Here is a 26,351-nt window from a genome sequence, read left to right on the forward strand (position 1 = left end):
ATGCTTGTTGGACATCAGCCGAAGGAATTCCTGCTCGCGGTCTCCGGACTGACGGTTTCCTTCGACGGCTTCAAGGCGGTCAACGATCTCTCGTTTTACATCGAGGAGAATGAGATCCGCGTCATCATCGGCCCCAATGGCGCCGGCAAGACCACGGTGCTCGACCTGATCTGCGGCAAGACCAAGGCGACCGAAGGCTCGATCCAGTTTCGCGGTACCGAGCTGACCAAGCTGAAGGAGAACGAGATCGTCAAGGCCGGCGTCGGTCGCAAGTTCCAGACGCCGTCGGTGTTCGAAGACCTCACCGTGTTCGAGAATCTCGAGATCTCGTTTCCGCGCGGTCGCACCGTGTTCGGCTCACTCACCTTCCAGCGTGACCAGCCGGTGAAGTCACGCGTCGAGGAGGTCGCCGAGATGATCTTCCTCAAGGACAAGCTCAACACCTATGCCTCCGAGCTCAGCCATGGCCAGAAGCAATGGCTTGAGATCGGCATGCTGCTGATCCAGGACCCCGACCTCTTGATGCTCGACGAGCCCGTCGCCGGGATGAGCGTGTCCGAACGCGTCAAGACCGCCGAGCTGCTCAACCGCATCATCAAGAACCGCTCGGTGCTGGTGATCGAGCACGACATGAAGTTCGTCGAGGACATCGCGCACAAGGTCACCGTGCTTCACCAGGGCCAGATCCTCTCGGAAGGGACCATGGAGAAGGTGAAGAACGACCCCAAGGTCGTCGAAGTCTATCTCGGTCACTAAGGAGCGCGACGATGCTGGCTATTTCTGGTCTTCACGTCGCCTACGGCCAGAGCGAGGTGCTGCACGGGCTCAACGTCAAGGTCGCGCCCAACGAGATCGTGGCGATCATGGGCCGCAACGGCATGGGCAAGACCACGCTGATGAAATCGCTGATGGGCATCCTGCCGGCCAAGAGCGGCTCGGTGACCATGGACGGCGCCGAGCTCGGTGCCTTGCCGAGCTACGCGCGCGTCGCCAAGGGCCTCGCCTATGTGCCGCAGGGCCGCATGATCTTCTCCACCATGACGGTGAAGGAGAACATCGAGACCGGCCTCGTGGTCTCCGGCGGAACCGAGGTGCCCGGCGACATCTACGAATTGTTTCCGGTGCTGCTGGAGATGAAAGACCGCCGTGGCGGCAATCTCTCCGGCGGCCAGCAGCAACAGCTCGCGATCGCTCGCGCGCTGGCGACCAAGCCAAAAGTGCTGCTGCTGGACGAGCCGACCGAAGGTATCCAGCCGTCGATCATCAAGGAGATGGCGCGCACGCTCAAGCGCATCCGCGACGAGAAGGGGCTTTCGATCGTCGTGTCCGAGCAGGTCCTGAGCTTCGCGCTCGATATCGCCGACCGTGTGCTGGTGATCGAGAACGGCGAGATTGTCCGCGACGATCCGCGCGACGCCGTCGATGCCGCGCAGGTCTCGAAATATCTGTCCGTCTAACCAACCGTGTAAAAGGGGAGCATCTCGATGCCAGAGACACTGATCAAGGTCGATCTCACCAAGTCGGCCTATGAAAATGACATGGTGCATAACCGCTGGCACCCCGACATTCCGATCGTAGCTTGGGTCAATCCCGGCGACGATTTCATCATCGAGACCTATGATTGGACCGGCGGTTTCATCAAGAACAACGATTCCGCCGACGACGTGCGCGATATCGATCTATCGATCGTGCACTTCCTCTCCGGCCCGATCGGCGTCAAGGGCGCAGAGCCCGGCGACCTGCTCGTCGTCGACCTGCTCGACGTCGGTCCGATGAAGGAGAGCATGTGGGGCTTCAATGGCTTCTTCTCCAAGCAGAATGGCGGCGGCTTCCTCACCGACCATTTCCCGCTAGCGCAGAAGTCGATCTGGGACATCAAGGGCCTCTACACCTCGTCGCGGCATATCCCCGGCGTCAACTTCGCCGGCCTGATCCATCCCGGCCTGATCGGCTGTCTGCCCGATCCGAAGATGCTGGACACCTGGAACAAGCGCGAGGCCGAGCTGATCGCGACCAACCCGACCCGTGTGCCCGGCCTTGCCAATCCGCCGTTCGCGCCGACCGCTCATGGCGGCCGCGCCAAGGGCGAGGTCAAAGACAAGATCGGCGCGGAAGGCGCGCGCACCGTGCCGCCGCGCGAGCATGGCGGCAATTGCGACATCAAGGATCTCTCGCGCGGCTCCAAGATCTACTTCCCGGTCTATGTGCCCGGTGCCGGTCTCTCGATGGGCGATCTGCACTTCAGCCAGGGCGACGGCGAGATCACCTTCTGCGGCGCGATCGAGATGGCTGGTTGGCTGCATCTGAAGGTGGAGGTGATCAAGGACGGCATGGCGAAGTACGGCGTCAAGAATCCGATCTTCAAGCCGTCGCCGATCACACCGAACTACAAGGACTATCTGATCTTCGAAGGCATCTCGGTCGACGAGCAAGGCAAGCAGCACTATCTCGACGTCACCATCGCCTATCGCCAGGCCTGCCTGAATGCGATCGAATATCTGAAGAAGTTCGGCTACTCCGGCGCCCAGGCCTATTCGATCCTCGGCACCGCACCGGTTCAGGGCCACATCTCCGGTGTGGTCGACGTGCCCAATGCCTGCGCCACGCTATGGCTGCCGACGGAGATCTTCGACTTCGACGTGATGCCGTCCTCGGCAGGACCGATCAAGCACATCAAGGGCGATGTCCAGATGCCGATCTCACCCGACAAATAATCCCTGCGCGACGGGATGCGGGACGGCGTATCTGCCGCCCCGCATCCGCCGCGGCAGTTCTCTCACAGACAACAGCGTAGGGATGATGCGATGCCGGTCTATGAATATCTCTGTGACGATTGCGGTCCGTTCAAGGATATGCGCCCGATGGCCGAATGCGACGATCCGCAGGTCTGTCCGCAATGTGAAATCATGGCCCCGCGCGTCATTCTGACCGCCCCGAACTTCTTCTGCATGCCGTCGGAGACGCGTAAGGCTCACGCCGTCAACGAGCGCAGCACGCACGCGCCGCAGACGCTGTCGCAATACAAGGCCTCGCATGGCCCCGGCTGCGGCTGTTGCTCGACGGGGAAAAGCTCGTCGGACAAGAGCTCATCGGACAAGAAAAAGCCGGCGCGCCTGGTGACCAAGACCAGAAGCGGCGCGAAGGGTTTTCCGACCGCGCGGCCCTGGATGATCAGTCACTGATTCACGCGGCAATCTCAAACAGAGTAGAGGAGCAATTCAAATGCTTCACGGTGACATCTCCAGCAGCAACGACACCGTCGGCGTCGCGGTGGTCAACTACAAGATGCCCCGCCTGCACACCAAGGCCGAGGTGCTCGACAACGCCCGCAAGATCGCCGACATGGTGGTGGGCATGAAGACCGGCCTTCCCGGCATGGATCTGGTGATTTTCCCGGAATACTCCACCCAGGGTATCATGTACGATTCCAAGGAGATGTATGAGACCGCTTGCGCGGTGCCGGGTGAGGAGACCGCGATCTTCGCCGAAGCCTGCCGCAAGGCCAAGGTGTGGGGCGTGTTCTCGCTGACCGGCGAGCGCCACGAGGAGCATCCGCACAAGGCGCCCTATAACACCCTGATCCTGATGAACGACAAGGGTGAGATCGTGCAGAAGTATCGCAAGATCATGCCGTGGGTGCCCATCGAGGGCTGGTATCCCGGCAACTGCACCTATGTTTCCGACGGCCCGAAGGGGATGAAAGTCAGCCTGATCATCTGCGACGACGGCAACTTCCCGGAGATCTGGCGCGACTGCGCCATGAAGGGGGCCGAGCTGATCGTGCGCTGCCAAGGCTACATGTATCCGGCCAAGGAGCAGCAGATCCTGATTTCAAAAGCGATGGCGTGGGCCAACAACGTCTATGTCGCGGTCGCCAATGCCGCCGGCTTCGACGGGGTCTATTCCTATTTCGGTCACTCCGCGATCATCGGTTTCGACGGCCGCACCCTCGGTGAGTGCGGCGAGGAGGACTACGGCATCCAATATGCTCAGCTGTCGAAGCATCTGATCCGCGATGCGCGCCGCAACGGCCAGTCGCAGAACCATCTCTACAAGCTGGTCCATCGCGGCTACACCGGCATGATCAATTCCGGCGAAAGCCCGCGCGGCGTCGCAGCCTGCCCCTATGATTTCTACAAGAACTGGATCGCCGATCCCGAGGGCACAAGGGACATGGTCGAGGCGATGACGCGCGCGACGCCCGGGACCGCCGAATGCCCAATCGACGGTATCCCGAATGAAGCGGCGCCGAGCAACTACTGAGCCGTGGCTGGCATCAGCCATCCGCTCCTGCACCGGCAAGGGCGTCGTGCACTAACGTGGTAGGTGCTACCGCTTCTGCTGCGCCGGCTTGCGCGGCGGGCGCGGAGCGGCGGCCGGGGTTGGTGTCCCGCTCATCTTGTTGGCGGCCTCGCTGACGTCGAGCAGCGAGCGACGGATGTCTTCGAGGAAGTTCGCCGATTTCTTTCTCATGGTATCGGCGAGCTCGTGCAATCCCTGGATCTTTTCGAACAGCTCATCCGCCTTGCCGTCGGCAAAGCCGGGCACTACGCCTTCGATCTTTGTGACCGCCTTGTCGAAGCCCGCGAAGGCGCTGTCGACCTTGGCCATGACGGAATCGATTTCGCCGCCCTTGCTCCGGAGATCGGCGGTGTAGTTCTCGAACGTGCGCAGGCCCTCCTTGATCGCCGGGGCGTTGCTGACGATCGTGCGGTCGACACTATGCAGGGTGTCGACGATGGATTCGGCGTCGCTGAGATCGGCGGTCAGCACGGGGACGCCGTCCGAGTCCAGCGGCACTGGCGGCGCGGAGGGCGCGCCCCCGATCAGCGAGACCGCGGCGACGCCGGTGAGACCCAGGAACTCGATGCCCGCGACGGTGTCCTTGCGGATTGGCGCGGAGTTGTCGAGCATCACGAGCGCCACGACCTTGCGCGGATTGTCCAGCTTGATCGACAAGATCTGGCCTGCGGGAACACCGTCGAAATTGACCGGCCCGCCGCGGCGCAGTCCGCTGGCAGAGCCGCCCTCGAATACCACGCGCAACGGGCTGCGGCTCTGGAGGGTGCGCCATTTCTGCACGCCGAGCACGCCGCCGAACGCCACGGCAATCACCGCCAGCGTCGCCGTTCCGATCACCAGATTGCTCGCGCGTGCCATGCCGGGTGATTTTACGGCCAAACGAGGGAAGTTGGAAGGAGCTGCAATGGTACGTAGGGCAGGTTAGCGAAGCGTAACCCGCCAACGCCTCGTGCGGCCATGGACCGATTTGGCGGATTACGCTGCGCTAATCCGCCCTCAGCGACATCAATGCCCGGCGGCGCGTTTTGCCGCAGCATTGTTCAGCACAATGAGGGCATCGACGGCGACGCCTGTTTTGGCATTGATCAGGAACGGATTGACGTCGATCGAGGCGATCCGGTCGCCGGCATCGGCGATCAGGTTGGACAGGCCGACCAGGGCCTTCACCGCGGAGGCCTCGTGCAAGGCCGGCTTGCCGCGATAGCCGCGCATCTTGATGCCGGCCTTGGTGCGGCCGATCAGAAGCCGCGCCTCCGCCTCGTCCAGCGGCGCACCGGCGAGCGCGACGTCCTTCATCAGCTCGATGTCGATGCCGCCGGTGCCGAACAGCACGACCGGGCCCATCTCGGCATCGAGGGAGGCGCCGACCACGAGCTCCAGATCGGCCTTGACCTGTTGCGCGATCAGGATGCCATCGAGCTTCGGCTTGCCCTTCAGCTTGCTCACCCGCGCGGTGATGTCGGCGAACGCCTTTTTCACTTCGGCTGCGCTGGTGAGATTCAGCACCACGCCGCCGATATCTGATTTGTGCAGGATCTCGGCGCTGACGACCTTGGCCACGACAGGGAAGCCGATCTGCTTGGCGATCTTCACGGCCTCGGCTGCCGTCTGGGCGATCGCCTCCTTCGAGGTCGGGATGCCATAGGCCTTCAGGAGCTTCTTGGAGGCGACCTCGTCGAGCGCGGCGCCGGTTGCCGATTTCAGCGCCTTCTCAAGCACGGCACGCGCGGCAGGCTTCGAGCTCGAGACGATATCGGGCACTTCCTTGCGCAGCTTGGCGTAGTCGAGCAGCGACTTGATCGCAGTCACCGCGCGATCCATGCCCTGCATGACCGCGAGATGCGGCAGCGACTTGCGCAAGGTTTTGGTGAATTCGGTGAAGCCGATCGACATCGCGCTGATATAGATCACCGGCTTGCCGGCCCGGCTCGCCATCTCGTCGACGATGCGCAGATTGCGCTCGCGCAGCTCGTGCGGCGCTTTCGGCAGTTCGGCATCGATGATGACGATGTCGATATCGGGGTCGTCGATCATCAGCCCGATCGTTTTCATGTAGACGGAGGGATCGACCACCGCGGCAAAGCCAGCGTCGAGCGGGTTGCCGACGATCGAGCCCGGCCCGAGCATCTTTGCCAGCTCCGAGCCGACATGCGAGCTGAGCGGTGCAAAATTCAGGCCCTCTGCATCGAAGGCGTCGATCAGCATGCCGCGCTTGCCGCCGGATAGCGTCACTGCGGCGAGCCGGTCGCCCTTGGGCACGGCGGCATGGACGAAGCATTCGGTGGTCTCGATCAGCTCGTCGAGCCCGCCGACCCGGATGACCCCTTCGCGCGTTGCAATGGCGTCGAATGTCTCGATCGAGCCCGCGAGCGCGCCGGTGTGTGCCATCGCCGCTGCGCGGCCACCCTCGGACGCCCCGAGCTTGAGCGCGATCACCGGTTTGCTCGCGGCGCGCGCGGCCTTGCAGGCGTCCCGGAATGCCTTGGTGTTGCGCACGCCTTCGAGGTACACCACGATCACCTTGATGCTCGGATCCTCGGCGAAATAGCGCATCAGGTCCGGCGTCTCGAGCCCGGCCTCGTTGCCGGTCGTCACCATGTAGCCGACCCCGACGCCGCGATCTTCCAAGGCCTGGCGGATCGCCATGACGATGGCACCGGATTGTCCGGCAATCGCCACCGCGCCCTGTTCCATGGTGACGATACGGTCGTCGATATTGGTGAAGAGCTTTTCGCCGGCGCTCAAATTGCCGAGGCAGTTCGGGCCGGTAACCGCCAATCCCGTCTCGCGGACGGCCGCTTGCAGTTCGGCGGCGAGCTTCTGGCTTTCCTCGTCCTGCAGCTCGCTGAAGCCCGAGGTGACGATGGTGGCCGAGCGCGCGCCGGCCGCGGCGGCATCGCGGATCACCTGCACGGCAAAGCGCGCCGGGACCAGCACCAGCACGTGGTCGGGTTTTTCCGGGAGGCTTGCAAAGTCTTTGTAGCAGGGGACACCCCAGACGGTGTCGCGTTTGGCATTGACCGGATAGAGCCCGCCTTCGTAGCCGTATTTGACCAGATTGTTCCAGATGCGCTCGGCATAGTTGCCGGGCTTGTCGGTCGCGCCCACCAGCACGATGTTGCGCGGATGCAGCATGGCGTGGATGCCCTTGACGACGTCGCTGGCATCGGGCGGCGGAGACCATGGGCGCGCTGAAGCGGAGGCGGCAGATACGCGAGCTTCCATGGTGTGACCTCACCTGTTGTTCTTGTTGGCGGTGCGTCGCTCTGTTCTATGGCGAGTTCTTCGGACTGGCAACCACGTGGGCGGGTATGCCGTGCGGTGGAATGAGCGCGCGTCAAGCCCCGGTGATCGACATGCTCAGATCACTGATCGCGCGGTCGTTCAATATCTCAGCATGCCGAGCTTGTAGGCGTAGTGATAGGCCAGCTGCTTCGCGAGATAAGGAGCGACGGCGCGCCGGATCTGCATCTGTGTCGGTTCGAAGCCGAGAATGCGTCGCCGCAGGACGCCCATCTCCCTGACGCCGACCGCATAGGTGGACGCCGTCTTTTGTGCGTCATGGATTCGAAAGCAGGCGAGAAATCGCGGCAAGCGTGCGAATTTGAATCCTGCGGCTTGCGCTCGCAGGATGAAGTCCCAGTCCATCGCGTAGTGCAAGCTCTCGTCGATCGGCCCGATCCTGTCCCACACGCGCTTGCGCCAGAACATCGTCTCTTGGGGAATGTAGTCGGCATATCGCAACGCCTTGCCGTCATGGGGCGGCAGCACGGCGCGGCCGACCTCGAGTCCCTCGCGATCGATGAAGACGCGATGGCCGTAGACGACGTCGACACGCGGATGTGCGATGAAGTAATTTGCGACATAGGCAAGCGTCCCGGGCAGCAGCATGTCGTCGCTGTTGAGATAGGCCATGATCTCGCTCTCGATGCCGGCGAAGCCGAGATTGATGGCGCTGGATTGCCCATTGTCCGGTCCGCTGCTCCAGCTGAGGCTATCGCCGAGCCTCTTCAAGAGATCGAGCGTGCCGTCGATCGAGCCGCCGTCCTGCACGTGATAATGCAGGTCCGGATAGTTCTGGCTGACGATGCTGTCGATCGTGGCGCCGAGATATTGCGCATGGTTGTAGCTCGGCGTGACCATCGCGATTCGGGGCGCGCCCGGATGGATCGCAGGTGCTGGCGGGAAAGCCGTCAGGTTGAGCAGGCGCGGCGGATATTGCTCGAAGGTCCACATCGGCGGTCGGCGCCAGAGGCTCCGAAGCGAGGAGCGTCTTTGCCCGGCGGCAATAAGATCCTGGTTCCTCTCCAGGAGCGCGACGCGGTTCTCGAGCTGTTCGAGACGCTGCCTGAACTCCTCATCCATCACCGTTATTCTCGCAAATTGCAGCGAAAATGCTCAATGGGCCGTTCTGATAGGTCTCCGGTCGACGGCGCCGGTTCAGCGGTTCCATCAAGCGGGATTGTCCCTACAGGTCGGGCGGATTCAAGTGGGGGGTGCGGATCGATTGCGAACCGCTATTCATCGGTTCCGATCAGGGTGGCATGCAGGATGTAGCGCTCGGGGCCGGACGCGAGCGCGTCGAACGGCCAGCAGGTCGCGAGCACGAGTTCGGCAGCCCGTGCCGCAGGATCGATGCCGGAGGCATCGAAGCGAACCACAGCGGAGGAATCCGCGCGAAAACGAAAGTGCTTGCCATCACTGCGTGTGACATCGATCAGGTCACCAATGGCGACATTCCGCAGGAAGCGGAAATGAGTGTCGCGGTGCGCTGCATATACGGCAACACCCCGCTCGCCCGCGTCAGCCGTTTGGCGGATATGGCCGGGCCCGAAGGCGAGCGCCTGGCCGCTCGCGCCTTCCAGCACGATCGCGCTGGCGCCGATCCGCTTCACCTCGATTCGCGCGACCGGCCAGGTATCGGCCCATGACCATGGCCTGACCACCTCGCCGGTCGCAACGCTCCGGTCGAACGCGCGCTCCAGCAGCACCTGCGCGAGCCACGCTTTGGCATGGATGTAGGCGCCGTCGCCGAACAGGATGATGCCGATCACGGCGAGAGCCAGGGGAGAGATGAAGCGGGGCATTGTTTCCACACCCGTCATTGCGAGCGAAGCGAAGCAATCCAGAATCTTTCCGCGGAGGCAGCCTGGATTGCTTCGCTGCGCTCGCAATGACGACAAAAAAGGCGCGCGCGGCCGTTGGTGTGGGACGGGCAGCCGCGCGCGCTAACAGAGGAGTTCGGGGGACTCCTCTCTCAAGCGGCGTCAGTGAGCAAGGTCTGACGCCGGTTGAACACGAACAGGATCAGGGCGAGCACGATCAGGATCAGGCCTGCGGTCATTTTCAGCTCCGCCGAGGTCGCGGTCTTGGGCAGGCGGATCGTATCCGGTGCAGCGGGTGTGGGCCGCCTCGTGGCCGGCTGGTTGCGTGCATCGGCGTGACGCTCGCGGAGCTGCGCCGGGACCTGCTGTCGTTCGCCAAAGACCTTCGCGAAATCCCAACCGGCCGGCAGGTTGATCGGCAACTCGCTGGGCTTGAGCGGCTCGCCTTCGGGACGGCTCGGCGTCTTGTCGACCGCGACGAGGCTGGTGAGCCGGGTGACGATCTGATGGTCGAGTGCCAGTGCCAGGATCGCCTTGTCGGAGTCTTCGGGCGTCATCTCGCGCAGGGTGCGCGCCACCTCGGCATCGTCGATCTTGCGCTTGGCCCAAAGCTTCGACAGGCCTTTGCCTTCGGCCGCATTTTGCAGCGGCAGCGTCACCGACCATGGGCGGTCGCCGACGCGGCCCTTGATCTCGACCGAGCCCGCAAGCGTGTCGAGCTTTGTCGCCAGCACCAGCGGCTCGTCGCGATAGACGTCGGGAATGATCGTCGGTGTGACGTCGGCCTTGGCTTCGGAGAACTTTGCGCTCAGGCCGGTCACGGCCGGGTTCTCGAGCTTGGCAAACAGGCCGCGCATGCGCTCCTCGACCTGCTCGACGGAGCCGATATGGGTGAAGGCGCCGCGGCCGAGCTCGGCGGCGCGCGTCATCAGATAGGTATTGGGCGCCGAGCCGATGCCGACCATGAACACGCGCGAGCGGCCGCGCATCGCCGTGATCGTTTCGAACAATTGCTGCTCGTTGCCGATCGCGCCATCGGTCAGGAATACGACCTGGCGAACCATGCTGGCGTCGCCGAGCTTGTCGGTCAGCGCGGCCCGCATCGCCGGCACCATCTCGGTGCCGCCACGCGCCTGCAGCGCGCTGACGAACGAGGTGGCTTCACCGACACGCTCGGCATCCGCCGCCACGGAGACCGGAAACAGCACGTCCATGGTGTCGTCGAAACGGATGACGTTGAAACGGTCGGTCGGCTGCAGACGGGAGAGCGCGTAGGTGAGGCTCGCCTTGGCCTGAACGATCGACGTGCCGCCCATCGAGCCGGAATTGTCGATCACGAATATCACCTCGCGCGGCCGTGGCTTCTGCGTCGCCTGCTCGGCGGCGGGCGGGGTCACGAAGGCGAGCAGATAATCGGCGTCGCCGACGCGCTCGCGGAACAAGCCGACCGACGGCGCCTTCACGGCAGCCGGCTTCCAGGTCAGTTCGAAATCGCGGTCGGCTGGCACGGCACTCTCGGCAAGCGTGACAATTCGCGTCGTATTGTCCGGGCTCTCGACCTTGAAATTATGGTGGGGGCTCTTGACCTCGCCGAGCACAAAGCCGGCGTTCAGGCGCACCGTGATGCTGGTCGGATTGACCGGCGCATTCCGGGCGGGATCCAGCACGGGCGGCGAGATGCGGTCGCGGTCCGGCACCGGGTCCGAATTCGTCGCGCCCCAGCCGGAACCGTCGTTGCGGAAATCGACGCTCTGGACGATCGGCGCCGGATTGTAGCGCGGCCCGACCACCAGCGGCAGGCGCAGCGAATATTCGTTGCCGGATTGATGCACCGGCTCCTGATATTCGATTTGCACCAGCACGGTTTCGCCGGGGCCGATATTGGCGATCGAGTTGGTGAAGATGTTCGGCCGCTCCTGTTCGGTGAGCGCGGCCTTCTGGCCGGCCCGGCGCGCCTCTTCGTAGATCACGCGCGCCTGCTGCCGCTCCTTGATGTCGCCGACGATGACGCGGTTGCCGACCACCATCTTCAGCGAATCGACGGCACCGCCGGCGGGGAGCGGATAGACATAGGTCGCCTCGACCCAGTCCTTGGTCGGATTGCGGAAGATCTGGGTGACGCGGGCGCGCAGCGTCGGGCCTGATACCGTGATGTCGACGTCGATGCCGAGGCGGATCGCTTCCGTGTAGGCGCCGTCCTCCTTGAGGAGAAGAGATCCGGATTTGGCATCGCCGGGCTGGAGCAGGCTGGCCTGCTCCGTCGTCGCCGACCAGCCCGGCTCCAAGCTCACCAGCAGGGCCACGAAGGCGACCAGCATCACCGCGATGCCCTGCGCCAGAAGGAAAAGTCCGACCACGATCAGTCTGCCCAGCCAAGGGTGTTCGTTGCTATCCGTCGTGTCGTAGGTATCCATTTGGCCTGCTCCCGAGGATGTTTGCTGGTTCTGAGCATCCGCCGGGACGGCCCGAGTTCGCGAGCAGAATGATCGGCAATGATCCGTCGCGGCCGGCCCGCGCGGGCCGCCGTGGGGGGACGAAGTGCGGTTTTGTGCTGGTTTGTCCGCCCTGCTAGGATGTCGTCCTGGAGCAGGGCCACGATGCAGACGCAGGACAAATTCACCGACAAGCAGCTTTCGGACGAGCAGAGTCGCGAGATCGCGGAGACCATTCGCGAGGAGCTCGCCAGACGCCGGATCTCCCGGCAGGCGCTGGCCGAGCAGGCCAAGCTCAGCCTGTCGACGCTGGAGAAGGTGCTCGGCGGCCGACGGCCGTTCACGCTGGCGACCACGGTGCGGCTGGAGCAGGCGCTGGGCGTCTCCCTGCGCAGAAGCGCCGCCGTGGTGACGCCTCCGGCCGCAAGCGATGTCGCGCCCGACAGCCTCGGCTCCTACGCACATCGCGCGGTGACCTGGCTCGAGGACGTCTACATCACGTTGCGACCGTCGTTCGGCGACAAGGACGCGATCTTCGCCTACCGCACCGAGATCGTCTGGGAGCCGAAGGTCTCTGCACTGGTGTTCCGCGAGGGGGAGCGGACCGATGCCGCCTACGAACACACCGGCGAGGTCGCCGTGCCGCATCAGTCCGGCTTCATCTATCTCGTCATCATCAAGCACGGCCAGCATCGCGTGATCACGGTGTCGCGGCCGACGGTCGCCGGCGAAATGTACGGGATCATCTCGACGCTCCGCGCCGGCCCCGGCTCGCAGCTGACGCCGATCGCAGCGCCGATCGCCTATGTGCCGCTCCGAAACTTCGCGAAGCCCTCGCTGGGCCGGGTCGCGCCCGGCGATGCCAACCACGAACTGTACCAAAAGCATCTGCGCCGAACGGTGGAAGAATCGTTCGCGCTGTTTCTGTCGGTATAGTCCGCAAGAAATAGTCTGGAATGACGCCGCATGCGTCTATAAGGGGACATGCAGGACGCGCCCGCACTCGACGACGGCGAATCTCCGCTGTTCTCAATCATTATCCCGCTCGAATCTCACCGCGGGCAGTGGGAGCTGTCCTGGCTCGGCTGGACGTCGCAGACTGCCGACAAATCGCTCTACGAGATCATTCTGGTCGTGCCGCTGGATTTCACGGCACGCGAGCAGTTGAAGGCGTTGGCCGGCAACAGGGCTCGCCTCGAGTTCAGCGATTCCGAACACGACATCGGGCTCTGCGCATTCGGCGCGACGAAGGCGCGCGGCAGCTATCTGTTCTTCACGGAATCGCACTGCCGGCCCGAACCCGACGTGATCGAACTCTGCATTCGCGCGATCGATGCTCATCCCGACTGGGCCGGCTTTTCCTGCCGTTCGATCCCGATCTGCCATAACCGACTATCCGTGGCAGAGGCAGCCATGTACCAGGCCGACATCGAGTTCGGTATGAAGCAGCATCCCTGGCGCAAGGTCCTGGATCAGTGTTTCGTGACGCGGCGCGACGTCTACCGGGAATGCGGTGGCCTACGCGAAGAGTTCGGTCATTTCGCCGAATGGGTGCTTGCCGCCGCCTATCACGCGAGAGGCTATTCCCTCGGCTATCTCGAGGAGGCGCGCTTCCATCACTACTATGTCGGCGAGCTCGACGAGCTGAAGCAATTCACGCTCGACTTCGTGCAAGGCGAGATTCGCTACCTGAGCGAGTCCCGCAACGATCCCGGCAGCGAGCTGCTCGACGTTCCGATCGAGTGGAGCTCGCGGAGCGAGGCCGGCACGTCGCTCGCCCGCAATGCACTGAACGCGCTCCTGCGCTACAGCCTCGCTGGCGCCGGCTGGGGACGGCCTGGCGAGAAATTGCTGGCGTTGTGGCGTTGGGCCGTGCCGGCGCTGCTCGGCGATCTCGGCGCGCGCGGCTTCGCGCGGCTGGGGGCATGGCACGCGCGGGCCGTGCTGGTCGTTCTGACGGCCGTCGGATCGAGCGAGGCGATCTCGCGATGGATGCGGCGATACATCGCCGCGCTGATCCGGCATCAGAGACTCGATTGCATTCATCGTCTCGGGCGAGATGCGCGGTCTGCCGGCGGGCTTCTTGGGGAGCAGATTATCGCGCAGACCGGATTCCATGCCGAGGAGTTCTCTGCCGGTCACACGTTCCGCTGGAGCGAACCGGAGGCCGCCGTGCGGATCAAGGGGATGCCCGGCCGCACCATCGTCCGCGTTCGAAGCCCGCCGCTTCGCGCGCCGCTGCATACGATCGGCACGCGATTCTATCTCGACGGCACGCCCGTCGCCCCCGAAGCGGTCGTGACCGGTTATGACAGCTACACACTGAGCCTCGATCTGCCGCCGTCAGGCATCGCCACCCTCGCCTGGGCATGCCCCGGGTTCAGGGGCGTCGGCGATTCGCGTCGTCTCGGTCTGTCCATCGCGGGCATCGACGTCGGCCACGAAATGATCGAGGTCGAAAGCGCGGGAATAGCGTCGTCGCTCCCTTGAAAAGAATAGCGGCCCTTCGGCCGCTATTCGGTAGTTTTCGGTCGAGCTAGCCGCCGGTTTCGGCGCTGATGATGTCGCCGAACAGCTCCCACTGGCCCTTCTTGAATCGCCACATCTTGAGCTGCTCGATCGGCGCGAAGTCCGTGGCCGAGGTGTTGATCTTGATGCCCGGGATCAGGGTGTCGGGGACGAAGTCCTTGAGGCTGGCGGCCTGCTTCATCACGTTCTCACGGGTCAGATTGTCGCCCGCCTGCTTCAGCACCTGCACCATCGTCTGGGCTGCGGCATAGGCGTAAACCAGATTGGCGTCCGAAATATTTGCGCCGGGTATGTATTTGTCGACGAAGACCATGAACTTCTTCATGCCCTCATCATCCTTCCACTGCGGATCCGACGCGTCCTTCAGATAACCGGCCGACAGCACCCCTTCCGATGCCTCGAGACCAGCCGGCTTCATCACCGCGCCGATTGAGACCGAGACATCGGTCATGAGATGCATCGGCTTCCACTCCAGCTCCGCGATCTTCTTGATCGCCTGCGCCGCAAACTTCGGGGTCGCGATGTTGACGAAGACGTCGGCGCCGGTCCCCTTGAGCTTGACGATATGGGCGTCGATCGAAGGCTCTGACGTCTCGTAGCTCTCTTCCGCCACGATCATTTTCGATGCCCTGTCGCCGAACACGTCCTTGATGCCGGCGAGGTAGTCCTTGCCGAAATCATCGTTGGCATAGAAGATCGCAACCTTCCCGTCCGGCTTCTCCTTCAAAATATACTTGGCGAAAATCTGTGCCTCGACGCGGTAGCTGGGCTGGAAGCCCATGGTCCAGGGAAAGTTCTTCGGGTCGTTCCACTTGCTGGCGCCTGTGGCGAGGAACAGCTGCGGCACCTTCTTGGAATTGTGATACTTCTGCACGGCGGTCTGGGTCGGCGTGCCCAGCGCGTTGAAGACCAGGAAGACCTCGTCACTCTCGATCAGCTTGCGGATCTGTTCAACGGTCTTTGGCGGCGAGTAGCCGTCATCGTAGGAGATCCAGTTGATCTTGCGGCCGTTGATGCCGCCCTGGTCGTTGATCATCTTGAAATAGGCTTCCTCGGTCTTGCCGATGACGCCGTAGGCCGAAGCCGGGCCGGAATAGGCCTCGACATTGCCGATCTTGATCTCGGTGTCGGTGACGCCGGTGTCGTACGCCTTTTGCGCATACGCGGAGTGGGTCGCAAACAGCGTCATCGCTGTTGCCGCGGCAAGCAGGGCGAGTTTCTTGTTCATGAAAATTCCTTGGGGCTTCTTTGGGGTTTCTTCTGACTTTGGCACTTCAAAAAAGAAAAGCGCCCGCGAGAGGGGCGCTTTGATCAGGCGTTGGCGGCTTTCTTGTCGACTTCGGAAGTGACCGAGAATTCCTTGCGCAAGGTCGGCTTTTGGATCTTGCCGGTGGCGTTGCGAGGTAACGCATCGACGAAGCGGACCTGGCGCGGACATTTGAAGCGCGCGAGATTCGCCGCGCAGTGCGCGAAGACATGGGCCTCGGTCAACCGCTGGCCCGGCTTGGCCGCGACGATGGCGAGGCCGACCTCGCCCCATTGCGGATCGGGAATGCCGATCACGGCGGCTTCCGCGATGGCGTTGAGTTGGTGCAGGACGTTCTCGACCTCAGCCGGATAGACGTTCTCGCCGCCGGAGATGTACATGTCCTTCCAGCGGTCGACGATGTAGTAAAAACCTTCCTCATCGACGCGTGTCGCGTCGCCCGTGTGCAGCCATCCGTCGGTGAACGACGTCTTGTTCGCCTCCGGCCTGTTCCAGTAGCCGGGCGTGATGTTCGGTCCCTTGACCCAGAGTTCGCCGAGCTCGCCGACATCGGCGTCGCTGCCATCAGGACGCACGATGCGCACTTCCGTGTGCAGCACCGGCTTGCCGGCGGAGCCGGCTTTCCGTGCAGCGTCCTCGCGGTCGAGCACCAGCACGGCCGGCGAGGTCTCGGTCATGCCGTAGCCCTGCTGGAGCGCGACGCCACGCGCCTCCCAGACCTTGAGCAGGGGCACTGGCATTGGTGCGCCGCCGACACCGCCGACGATCAGCCGACCGAGGTCGGTGGTCGCGAAGGCCGGATGCTGGGCCATGAACTGGTAGATCGCGGGCACGCCGAAGAACACGTTGATGCCCTGCGCGGGGTCGTTGATCAGGCCAAGCGCCGTGCCGGGATCGAAGGCGCGCATGATCATCACGGTGCCGCCGGCATGCAGCACCGGGTTGGTGTAGCAGTTCAGTCCGCCGGTGTGGAACAGCGGCAGGACGGTGAGCAGCACCGAGGACGGCCCGATGCAGGCGGGGCCGCCGAGATTGACGCAATTCCAGAAGGTCATGCCATGGGTGATGGTGGCGCCCTTGGGATGACCCGTCGTGCCGGAGGTGTACATGATGGTCGAGACATCATCGAGGGTGACCTCCTCGATTTTCTCGAGCGGCTTTGCGGCGGCGATGCCGGCCTCATAAGTCCCGCCCGGGCCAAGCAGCAGGCTCGTCTCAATGCTGCAGAGCCTTGCCACGGCGAGCGCCGTTTCGGCAAGCTCGGTATCGTGGATCATCACCTTCGGCGCGCAATCTGCGGTGATGAACTGGAGCTCGGGAACGGTGAGTCGGGTGTTCAGCGGCACGAAGATCGCACCTAACCGGCCGCAGGCGAATTGCACCTCCAGCGTATCGGTCGTGTTCAGCGCCAGCACCGCGACGCGCTCGCCGCGCGAGACTTTCAGCGTATGACGCAGAAATGAGGCGAGACGAGAGATGCGCGCGTCGAGCTGCGCATAGCTGAAGCGGCGCTCGCTCGCGAGGTCGATCACCGCGACCTTGTTCGGCGTGCGGCGGCCATAATGGGCGATCCAGTCGTAGTAACGAACGGCCAAAAATTCCTCCCTCGGCGGTCTGGTGCCACCCGCGTCCCTATTGCCATGCACCATGCCCGGCATGGCCCTGGGGCCAGCCGGAGTTTGTGCACCACGCCTTTTTTTGATCCGGAGTTGGCGCGCGAGCGATGAAAATCGTCTTGCGTTGAGTTGCTAGAGCGAGCCTGCTCGGAGGGGAGCCTTGGCCAGCCACTCCGCGCAAGTGAGCCGCCAAGGTTCCGGCCATGGTGGACGAGACGAATCCGCCAGCAAGGCGAGAGTGCGATGATGAGCCCGTTCTATACCGCCGAGCATGACGCCTTTCGCGACGTGATGCGCCGCTTCGTCGACAAAGAGATTGCGCCCTTCGCCCACGAATGGGACGAGGCCGGCGAATTCCCCCGCGCCCTCTATCGCAGGGCGGCCGATATCGGGCTGTTGGGGCTCGGTTTCCCCGAGGAATATGGCGGGATCGCCGCCGACCAGTTCATGAAGATCGTCGCCAGCCAGGAGTTAGCGCGTGCTGGCGCCGGCGGCGTCAGCGCCAGCTTGATGAGCCATACCATCGGTTCGCCGCCGGTCGCGCGGGCCGCGCGCCCCGAGGTCAGGGCGCGCGTGCTGCCTCAGGTGCTCGCGGGTGAGAAAATCTCCGCGCTCGCGATCACCGAGCCGGGCGGCGGTTCTGATGTTGCGAGCCTCCGGACCAAGGCGCGGCGCGATGGCGATCACTACGTCGTGAGCGGCGAGAAGACCTTCATCACCTCGGGGATGCGCGCCGACTATCTGACCGTTGCGGTGCGCACCGGGGGTGAGGGCGCCGGCGGCGTCAGCCTGCTCCTGATCGAGGGGGATACGCCGGGCCTGTCCCGGACAAAGCTGAAGAAGATGGGCTGGTGGGCCTCTGACACCGCGACCCTGCATTTCGACGAGTGCCGCGTGCCGGCGGAAAACCTGATCGGCGAGGAGGGCCAGGGCTTCAGGATCATCATGCGGAATTTCAACAGCGAGCGCATGGGCATGGCGGCGGGCTGCACCGCGTTCGCGCGCGTCTGCCTCGACGAAGCCACTGCCTACGCCAAGGAGCGCAAGACCTTCGGCAAGCCGCTCGCGCAGCACCAGGTGATCCGCCACAAGATCGTCGACATGGCGCAGAAGGTCGCCGCGTCGCAAGCGATGCTGGAGATGCTGGCCTGGCGGCTGGAGCAGGGCGAAAGCCCGGTCGCCGAAATCTGCATGATGAAGAACCAGGCGACCCAGACCATGGCATTCTGCGCCTCTGAAGCCGTGCAGATTTTTGGCGGCGCCGGCTTCATGCGCGGCATCAAGGCCGAGCGCATCTACCGCGAGGTCAAGGTCAACGCCATCGGCGGCGGCACGGAAGAGATCATGAAGGATCTGGCGTCGCGGCAGATGGGGTTGTGACGACGAGAGGAAGCAATGCTGTTTACCGCCGACCACGACGAGATCCGCCGTTCCCTACAGAAATTCATTGCCAACGAGATCAATCCGCATGTCGATGAATGGGAGAAGGCCGACATCTTCCCGGCGCACGAGCTGTTCAGGAAGATGGGCAGCCTCGGCTTTCTCGGGCTGAACAAGCCGGTCGAGTTCGGCGGCTCCGGCCTCGATTACTCCTACGCGCTGATGATGGCGGAGGAGCTTGGCGCCATCAATTGCGGCGGGGTGCCGATGGCGATCGGGGTGCAGACCGACATGGCGACGCCCGCACTGGCGCGGTTCGGCTCCGACGAGGTGCGGCGCGAATTTCTGGCGCCCTCGATCTCCGGCGACTATGTGGCCTGCATCGGCGTCTCCGAGCCCGGCGCAGGCTCCGACGTCGCCTCGATCAAGACCAATGCGCGCTCCGACGGCGACGATTACGTCATCGATGGCGGCAAAATGTGGATCACCAACGGCACTCAGGCCGACTGGATCTGCCTGCTTGCCAATACCGGCGACGGGCCCGTTCACCGCAACAAGTCGCTGATCTGCGTCCCCATGAAGACCAAGGGCGTCACTGTCGCGCGAAAGCTCGACAAGATGGGGATGCGCTCCTCGGACACCGCGCAAATCTTCTTCGACAATGTCCGCGTGCCCAGGCGCAACCGGATTGGCGAGGAGGGCAAGGGCTTTACCTATCAGATGATCCAGTTCCAGGAGGAGCGGCTCTGGGGCGCGGCCGCCTGCCTGAAGGCGCATGAATACATCATCAACGAGACCATCGAATACACCCGCAACCGCAAGGCCTTCGGCAAGTCGATTCTCGACAACCAGGTCGTTCACTTCAAGCTTGCCGAGATGCAGACAGAGGTCGAGCTGTTGCGCGCGCTGATCTACCGCGCCGGTGAGGCGCTGGTGGCGGGCGAGGATGTCACGAAACTGGCGACCATGGCCAAGCTGAAGGCCGGGCGGCTCGGCCGCGAGCTTACCGACGCCTGCTTGCAATATTGGGGCGGAATGGGCTTTACCAACGAGACGCCGGTCAGCCGAGCCTATCGCGACAGCCGCCTGACATCGATTGGCGGCGGCGCCGACGAGGTCATGCTGATGGTCCTGTGCAAGATGATGGGCACGCTGCCCGGCAGCAAAGGAAGTTCCTGATGATCACGCTCTATCACTGCGACGGCGCGCGCTCGTTCCGTCCGCTCTGGATGCTGGAGGAAATGGGGCTTCCCTACGAGCTCAAGATGCTGCCGTTCCCGCCCCGGGTCTTCGCCAAGGAATACCTCGCGCTCAATCCGCTCGGCACGATTCCCTTCATGGTTGATGGCGAGACCAAGATGACGGAATCGTCCGGCATCTGCCACTATCTCGGCGTCAGGCATGGACCGACGCCACTGATGGTGGGGCCGGAAGATCCCGCCTACGGCGCGTTCCTGAACTGGATGTATTTCAGCGACGCCACGTTAACCTTCCCGCAGACGCTGGTGCTCCGATACACCCAGCTCGAGCCGGAAGAGCGCCGCAATCCGCAGGTCGCCGGCGACTATGCCAAATGGTTCTTAGGGAGGCTGCGCGCCGTCGAGGCAGCCACCGCAAATACCGAGGCCTTGTGTGCCGGCCGCTTCACTGCCGCCGACATCGTGATCGGCTACGCGCTCCGCCTCGCCGATACTATCGGGCTTGCCAAGGATTTTGGGCCAAATGTCGCAGCCTATTGGGCGCGCTTGCAGCAGCGCGATGGTTTCAAGCGCGCGGTTGCTGCGGAGCAACAGGCCGGCGTCGAGCAGAACGTGGCGCCGAGGGTGAGGGCGTAAGACTGGTCGTCCCGGCGAAGGCCGGGACCCATACCCCCAGGGAGATCTTTTGCGAAGACTAGTCGTTCGGGATCAGCACCGTCCCTTTCGATAGACCTCGCGGTATGGGTCCCGGCCTTCGCCGGGACGACGGTTGTTGAAGAGTTCCGTCTCGTCCCCATCCGTCGCCGGCCTGCCGCCGTTTTGCGCTTCATGATAGCGCTACCCCGCCGTGACAGCGCCCAGATTTCCGCTAAGGTGACCTCCGTCCGCAGCGGCCAAAGAGCCGCGCGAGGAGGATCCCAATGGAAGATAACGGTCGCGAATCCGACCATTTGATGCTGATCACGCCGGAGCGGGTATTCTATGCCGGCCTGCTCGGCCGCCCCCGCAAGCGGACTCCCGGCTGCTGTCACGTCTATGTCGCGGTCAAGGGCAGCCTGCATCTGACGATCGATGATGCCCTCGCCACCGGCGAGCTGTTCGTCACCCTGCCGAACCAGCGGCATTCCATTGCCAGCGACTATCGCACCGCGATCAGCGTCACGCTGGAGCCGGAGAGCATGCCTGATGGCGTGATCGAGGTCCTGGCCGAGCGGCTCACCGGACCCGACAGGGCCGTCTATGCCCGCAAGATCCTCGCCGCCTACACGCTGCTGCGTCAGCGTCGCTACGGCGACATCACCACCGCCGAATTCGACGAGATGTGTTTTGGCGAAGCGCTGCCGCGCCGGGTGCTCGACCCCCGCGTGACGCGTGCGGTCGCCCGTATCGGCCGCTTCACAGGTGAGCCCGTGACGGCGGACACATGCGCGGCGGACGCCGGACTTTCCGCTTCGCGTTTCCTGCATCTGTTCAAGGAAGAGACCGGCATCTCGTTCCGCTCCTTCCGCGCCTGGAAGCGCGCGCGGCATCTGCTGCACTTCGCCAACCAGGACCTCAATCTGGCCCATCTCGCGCAGGACATCGGCTATCCCGATTCCACCCATTTCAGCCACTCGATCCGCCGCTTCTACGGCTTGAAGCCGCGCGCGATCTTCGTCGGCTCGCGTGATCTTGCGATCTATCGCAGCAGCGAGACGGTGAGGCTGGCGGAGGCGAGTTAGCGCCGCTCTTGTAGGGTGGGTTAGCTCGGGGCTGCGCGAAGCGCAGTCCGCTAGCGTAACCCACCACTTCTGTCTACGCGGAAACCAAAGAGGTGGGTTACGCCTTCGGCTAACCCACCCTACGACTTCCGTTTTCCAGCTTCTCCGCGCAAGAAGCCGCATGCCGCCCATCACATGATCGCAAGCGTTGAATTATCAACGTGCGAGACATTCAAGGCATGAGCGACAAGGCCGTCATCACCTGCGCGCTGAACGGCGTGCTCACCGACCCGAAGCAGCACAACGTGCCTGTCACGCCCGAGCAGATGGCGCGCGAGGCCAAGGCTGCGTTCGATGCCGGCGCGTCCATCATGCACATCCATTTGCGTCAGCAGGCGCCGGACAAGGGGCACCTGCCGTCCTGGGAGGTCAGCGTCAGCAAGGAAATCCAGCAGGCGATCCGCGAAGCCTGCCCCGGCGTGATCATCAACCACACCTCCGGCGTCTCCGGGCCGAACTACAGTGGAGCGCTGGATTGCATCCGTGAGACCAGGCCGGAGATCGCCGCCTGCAATGCCGGCTCGCTGAACTATCTGAAGGTGAAGGCCGACAACAGCTGGGCCTGGCCGCCGATGATGTTCGACAATGCGGTCGAGAAGGTGAAGGACTATCTCGACGTCATGAACGCGGTCGGTACCATCCCCGAATTCGAATGTTTTGACGTCGGCATCGTCCGCTGCGTCGGCATGTACCGCCAGGTCGGGATGTACAAGGGCCCGCTGGAATATAACTTTGTGATGGGCGTCGCCTCCGGCATGCCGTCGGATCCCGATCTGTTGCCGATCCTGATCAAGCTGAAGCGTCCCGAGGCGCAATTTCAGGTCACCGCGATCGGCCGCGAAGAAATCTGGCCGCTGCACCAGCGCTGTGCGGAGCTCGGCGGTCATCTGCGCACCGGTCTCGAAGATGCCTTCTATCTCGCGGACGGCAAGAAGGTGACGTCGAACGGCCAGCTGATCGAGGCCATCGCCGCCTGCGCCCGCCGTGCGGGCCGCGAGATCGCGAGCCCGGCGGAAGCGCGAAAGATTTTTGGGACGAATAGGTAAATTATCGCCTCAACCGTCATTGCGAGCGAAGCGAAGCAATCCAGAATCTCTCCATGGATGCAGCCTGGTGCGTCGTCGCTTCGCTCCTCGCAATGACGAGCAGGATTGAGTTATGTCTATTCTCGAAAACACGATTTCCCCCGGCAGCGCCGCCTACCGCGCCAACCGCGACGGCATGCTTGGCCTGATCGACCGCATGCGCGCGCTGGAAGAGCGCACGCGCGCGGCGTCGGCGGCGGCGAAAGACCGCTTCCACAAGCGCGGGCAGCTATTGCCGCGCGAACGCGTCGCGCTGGTGCTCGATCCCGGTGCGCCCTTCATCGAGCTGTCCACGCTCGCCGGCTTTATGTTCGACGTGCCGGATTCGAGCAAGAGCGTGCCCGGCGGTGGCGTCATCGCCGGCATCGGCTTCGTCTCGGGCATCCGCTGCATGATCAGCGCCAATGATTCCGGCATCGATGCCGGCGCTCTTCAGCCCTACGGTCTCGACAAGACGCTGCGGGTGCAGGAGCTCGCGCTGGAGAACAAGCTGCCCTATGTCCAGCTGGTCGAAAGCGCCGGTGCCAATCTGTTGCGCTATCGCGTCGAGGATTTTGTTCGCGGCGGCAACATCTTCCGCAATCTCGCGCGGCTCTCGGCGGCGGGCCTACCCGTCGTGACCGTAACCCATGGCTCGTCGACCGCTGGCGGCGCCTATCAGACCGGCCTCTCCGACTACATCGTCATGGTCCGTGGCCGCACTCGCGCCTTCCTCGCCGGCCCGCCGCTGCTGAAGGCCGCCACCGGCGAGATCGCGACCGAGGAGGAGCTTGGCGGGGCCGAGATGCACACGCAGGTGTCGGGACTTGGCGACTATCTCGCCGAGGATGACCGCGACGCCCTGCGCATCGCGCGCGAGATCATGGCGGCGCTGGAATGGGAGCGGCCGGACAAGGGAGCTGCGCAATACAAGCCGCCACGCTACGACCAGGACGAGCTGCTCGGCATCATGCCGATGGACCACAAGCGCTCGGTCGACATAAAGCAGGTCATCGCGCGCATCGTCGATGATTCCGATTTCACCGAGATGGCGCCGAACTACGGCCCGGCCACCGTCTGCGGCCATGCCCGTATCGAGGGCCAGGCCATCGGCATCGTCACCAATAACGGTCCGCTCGATCCCGCCGGTGCCAACAAGGCGACGCATTTCATCCAGGCGTGCTGCCAGACCCGCACGCCATTGCTGTATCTGAACAACACCACCGGTTATATGGTCGGCAAAGCTTACGAAGAAGCCGGCATGATCAAGCACGGCTCCAAGATGATCCAGGCGGTGACGTCGGCGACGGTGCCGCAGATCACCATCTATTGCGGCGCCTCGTTCGGCGCCGGCAATTACGGCATGTGCGGGCGCGGCTTCCATCCGCGCTTCTGCTTCTCCTGGCCCAACGCCAAGACTGCCGTGATGGGCGGTGAGCAGGCCGCCGAGACCATGGCGATCGTCACCGAATCCGCAGCAGCTCGCCGCGGCAAGCCGGTGGAGAAAGAAAAGCTCGAGGTCATGAAGGCGCAGATCATCGGCGTGTTCGACGGCCAGATGGACGTGTTCTCGACCAGCGCGCGAGTGCTCGACGACGGCGTGATCGATCCGCGCGACACCCGCGCGTTGTTGTCGGAAGTGCTCGCGATCTGCCGCGAGGGCGACGCTCGGACACCCCAGCGCATGCAATTCTCGGTGGCCCGACCATGAGGAACGGTTCAACGCAGCACCGGCCGTTCTTCAAGGTCCTGATCGCCAATCGCGGCGAGATCGCGTTGCGCGTGATGCGCAGTGCGCGGAAGCTCGGCCTCGGCGTCGTCGCGGTCTATTCGGATGCGGATCGCGACGCGCTTCATGTGCAACACGCCGACCAGGCCGTGCGCATCGGCGAGCCGCTGCCGGCGCAATCCTATCTGAACATCGCCGCGATCGTTGCGGCCGCAAAGGCCAGCGGCGCGGATGCCGTTCATCCCGGCTATGGCTTCCTCGCCGAGAACGAGGAGTTTGCGCAGGCCTGCAAGGATGCCGGCCTCGTCTTCATCGGCCCGTCGCCCCAGGCGATCGAGTCGATGGGCAACAAGGCCGGCGCCAAGGAAATCATGAAAAAGGCCGGCGTGCCCGTCGTGCCCGGCTATCAGGGCGCCGATCAGGGCGATGAGGTCATGCTCGCGGAGGCGCGAGAGATCGGCTTTCCCGTGATGATCAAGGCGGTTGCCGGCGGCGGTGGGCGCGGCATGCGGCTCGTGACGGACGCGGCGTCGTTTCCTGATGCACTGCGTAGCGCGCGGTCCGAGGCGAAGGCGGCGTTTGGCGATCCGACGGTGATCCTCGAACGCGCCATCCAGAATCCCCGTCACATTGAAATTCAGGTGTTCGGCGACAGCCATGGCAACGCCATCCATCTCGGCGAACGCGACTGCTCGGTGCAGCGGCGACACCAGAAGCTGATCGAGGAGGCGCCGTCGCCCGCGGTGACACCGGAACTGCGCGCGAAGATGTGCGAGGTCGCGGTCGCCGCGGTGAAGGCGCTGCGCTACGAGGGCGCCGGCACGCTCGAATTCCTGCTCGACGCGAGCGGCGCGTTCTACTTCATGGAGATGAACACGCGCCTCCAGGTCGAGCATCCCGTGACCGAGGCCATCACCGGACTCGATCTCGTCGAATTGCAGCTGCGGGTCGCGCGCGGCGAGCCGCTGCCGGTGAAGCAGCAGGACATTCGCTTCACAGGCCACGCCATCGAGGTGCGGCTGTGCTCCGAGGATGCCGCGCAGGATTTCATGCCGCAGTCCGGACGCATGGCGCGCTGGCAGGTGCCGGATGGCATCCGCGTCGAACATGCGCTGCAATCCGGCTCCGAGATTCCGCCGTTCTACGATTCCATGATCGCGAAGGTGATCGGCCATGGCGTGACGCGCCAGGAGGCGAGGGGGCGGCTGATCGTCGGCCTTGAACAGCTCACCGCTTTCGGCGTGACCACCAATCAGGCGTTCTTGATGTCGTGCCTGCGTCATCCCGGCTTTGCCAAGGGTGAAGCGACGACGGCGTTCATTGGTGCGCATCGCGACGAATTGCTGGCGCCGCGCGCGGACGCTGCATTCGATATCGCTTTGGCCGGCCTGCTGCTCTATGTCACGAACCCGCAGGCACCGTCGTGGCGCCGCGGACGGAGCCTCGCGGCAACGTTCCCGCTACCGGCGAAGATCGAGATCGCAGGCCAGGCGTATGAGCATGAAGTCTGGCGCGAACGCGATGGCAGCTACATTGTTGCCAGCGACGGCCGGCACGGCAGGTTCGAGATCGATCAGCTCGATCTCGACATGATACGCTTCCGCCATGACGGCGTGATGGACAGTGCAAAATTCCTGCGCGACGGCGACCGGCTCCACCTCCAGCGCCGCGGCATCCCGCTCGCGGCGACCGATCTCACGCTCGCCGCGCCGAAGGCCGCCGCAAGCAACGGCGGCGACGGCAAGGTTCGCGCCGCCATGAACGGCCGCGTCGTTGCCGTCCTGGTCAAGCCGGGCGACCGCGTCAGTGCCGGCCAGCCGGTGATGACCCTGGAAGCGATGAAGATGGAGCACGTCCACAAGGCCGGCATCGACGGCGTCGTCGCCGCGATCGACGTCGCCGAGGGCGAGCAGGTGACGACCGGCCGGATCGTGGCCGAGATTGGGGCTGGGTAGGGGACGACAGCGG

General features: G+C 63.9%; 21 protein-coding genes. 14 read left to right on the forward strand and 7 right to left on the reverse strand.

Translation table 11 applies throughout. The annotated features are described in order from the left end of the window. The 5 genes from urtD (at position 1) to ACVIN2_RS22015 (ending at position 4,263) form a co-directional block, all read left to right on the forward strand. A complete protein-coding gene (gene urtD, locus ACVIN2_RS21995) occupies positions 1–756 on the forward strand; it encodes an urea ABC transporter ATP-binding protein UrtD (RefSeq protein WP_456767136.1) in 756 nt (251 codons plus the stop codon). Positions 757–767: 11 nt separating this feature from the next. Continuing rightward, positions 768–1,457 (forward strand): urea ABC transporter ATP-binding subunit UrtE, encoded by a 690-nt coding sequence (gene urtE / locus ACVIN2_RS22000; protein ID WP_456767137.1) that lies wholly within the window; start codon positions 768–770, stop codon positions 1,455–1,457. 27 nt (positions 1,458–1,484) lie between these two features. Beyond that, on the forward strand, positions 1,485–2,714 hold the full coding sequence (gene fmdA, locus ACVIN2_RS22005; RefSeq protein ID WP_456767138.1) for a formamidase: 1,230 nt from the start codon (positions 1,485–1,487) through the stop codon (positions 2,712–2,714). A 90-nt stretch (positions 2,715–2,804) separates the two neighbouring features. Then, positions 2,805–3,182, forward strand: coding sequence for an FmdB family zinc ribbon protein (locus tag ACVIN2_RS22010; RefSeq protein ID WP_456767139.1), 378 nt, complete (start codon positions 2,805–2,807; stop codon positions 3,180–3,182). Between the two features lie 40 nt (positions 3,183–3,222). Next, positions 3,223–4,263, forward strand: coding sequence for an aliphatic amidase (locus ACVIN2_RS22015; protein WP_027514530.1), 1,041 nt, complete (start codon positions 3,223–3,225; stop codon positions 4,261–4,263). Positions 4,264–4,329: 66 nt separating this feature from the next. Here ACVIN2_RS22015 and ACVIN2_RS22020 read toward each other — a convergent pair whose 3' ends face one another. The 5 genes from ACVIN2_RS22020 to ACVIN2_RS22040 form a co-directional block, all read right to left on the reverse strand. Then, positions 4,330–5,160 (reverse strand): MlaD family protein, encoded by an 831-nt coding sequence (locus ACVIN2_RS22020; protein WP_007598064.1) that lies wholly within the window; start codon positions 5,158–5,160, stop codon positions 4,330–4,332. 147 nt (positions 5,161–5,307) lie between these two features. Then, a complete protein-coding gene (locus tag ACVIN2_RS22025; protein ID WP_456767140.1) occupies positions 5,308–7,527 on the reverse strand; it encodes an acetate--CoA ligase family protein in 2,220 nt (739 codons plus the stop codon). Positions 7,528–7,686: 159 nt separating this feature from the next. After that, positions 7,687–8,667 carry a glycosyltransferase family 2 protein gene (locus ACVIN2_RS22030; protein ID WP_456767141.1) on the reverse strand — a complete coding sequence of 327 codons (981 nt, stop codon included), beginning with the start codon at positions 8,665–8,667 and terminating at the stop codon, positions 7,687–7,689. A gap of 152 nt (positions 8,668–8,819) precedes the next feature. Then, positions 8,820–9,389 (reverse strand): class GN sortase, encoded by a 570-nt coding sequence (locus ACVIN2_RS22035; protein WP_456767142.1) that lies wholly within the window; start codon positions 9,387–9,389, stop codon positions 8,820–8,822. A 170-nt stretch (positions 9,390–9,559) separates the two neighbouring features. Then, a complete protein-coding gene (locus ACVIN2_RS22040; RefSeq protein ID WP_456767143.1) occupies positions 9,560–11,821 on the reverse strand; it encodes a marine proteobacterial sortase target protein in 2,262 nt (753 codons plus the stop codon). Positions 11,822–12,004: 183 nt separating this feature from the next. Here ACVIN2_RS22040 and ACVIN2_RS22045 point away from each other — a divergent pair, with 183 nt between their 5' ends. Both ACVIN2_RS22045 and ACVIN2_RS22050 read left to right on the forward strand, forming a co-directional pair. Continuing rightward, entirely contained in the window at positions 12,005–12,775 is a 771-nt protein-coding gene (locus ACVIN2_RS22045) for a helix-turn-helix transcriptional regulator (RefSeq protein ID WP_247426651.1), read from the forward strand. Between the two features lie 48 nt (positions 12,776–12,823). Then, on the forward strand, positions 12,824–14,329 hold the full coding sequence (locus ACVIN2_RS22050) for a glycosyltransferase family 2 protein (RefSeq protein ID WP_456767144.1): 1,506 nt from the start codon (positions 12,824–12,826) through the stop codon (positions 14,327–14,329). A gap of 46 nt (positions 14,330–14,375) precedes the next feature. Here ACVIN2_RS22050 and ACVIN2_RS22055 read toward each other — a convergent pair whose 3' ends face one another. After that, positions 14,376–15,596, reverse strand: coding sequence for an ABC transporter substrate-binding protein (locus ACVIN2_RS22055; RefSeq protein WP_456767145.1), 1,221 nt, complete (start codon positions 15,594–15,596; stop codon positions 14,376–14,378). 83 nt (positions 15,597–15,679) lie between these two features. Further along, a complete protein-coding gene (locus ACVIN2_RS22060) occupies positions 15,680–17,230 on the reverse strand; it encodes an acyl-CoA synthetase (RefSeq protein WP_456767146.1) in 1,551 nt (516 codons plus the stop codon). Positions 17,231–17,494: 264 nt separating this feature from the next. Here ACVIN2_RS22060 and ACVIN2_RS22065 point away from each other — a divergent pair, with 264 nt between their 5' ends. The 7 genes from ACVIN2_RS22065 to ACVIN2_RS22095 all read left to right on the forward strand — a co-directional run bounded on the left by ACVIN2_RS22065 (position 17,495) and on the right by ACVIN2_RS22095 (position 26,338). Continuing rightward, entirely contained in the window at positions 17,495–18,631 is a 1,137-nt protein-coding gene (locus ACVIN2_RS22065; protein WP_456767147.1) for an acyl-CoA dehydrogenase family protein, read from the forward strand. Positions 18,632–18,646: 15 nt separating this feature from the next. After that, on the forward strand, positions 18,647–19,810 hold the full coding sequence (locus tag ACVIN2_RS22070; protein ID WP_456767148.1) for an acyl-CoA dehydrogenase family protein: 1,164 nt from the start codon (positions 18,647–18,649) through the stop codon (positions 19,808–19,810). After that, entirely contained in the window at positions 19,810–20,466 is a 657-nt protein-coding gene (locus tag ACVIN2_RS22075) for a glutathione S-transferase family protein (protein ID WP_456767149.1), read from the forward strand. Before ACVIN2_RS22070 ends, ACVIN2_RS22075 begins: the two co-directional genes overlap by 1 nt. A 284-nt stretch (positions 20,467–20,750) precedes the next feature. Further along, positions 20,751–21,551 (forward strand): AraC family transcriptional regulator, encoded by an 801-nt coding sequence (locus tag ACVIN2_RS22080; RefSeq protein WP_354205983.1) that lies wholly within the window; start codon positions 20,751–20,753, stop codon positions 21,549–21,551. 218 nt (positions 21,552–21,769) lie between these two features. Continuing rightward, a complete protein-coding gene (locus tag ACVIN2_RS22085; RefSeq protein ID WP_027514515.1) occupies positions 21,770–22,636 on the forward strand; it encodes a BKACE family enzyme in 867 nt (288 codons plus the stop codon). A gap of 112 nt (positions 22,637–22,748) precedes the next feature. Beyond that, complete coding sequence (locus tag ACVIN2_RS22090) at positions 22,749–24,365, forward strand: acyl-CoA carboxylase subunit beta (protein ID WP_456767150.1); 1,617 nt, start codon at positions 22,749–22,751, stop codon at positions 24,363–24,365. Continuing rightward, on the forward strand, positions 24,362–26,338 hold the full coding sequence (locus tag ACVIN2_RS22095; RefSeq protein ID WP_456767151.1) for an acetyl-CoA carboxylase biotin carboxylase subunit: 1,977 nt from the start codon (positions 24,362–24,364) through the stop codon (positions 26,336–26,338). The genes ACVIN2_RS22090 and ACVIN2_RS22095 overlap by 4 nt, the downstream gene beginning before the upstream one ends. Positions 26,339–26,351: the final 13 nt, after the last annotated feature.

The sequence above is a fragment of the Bradyrhizobium sp. USDA 3650 genome, from assembly GCF_054057395.1.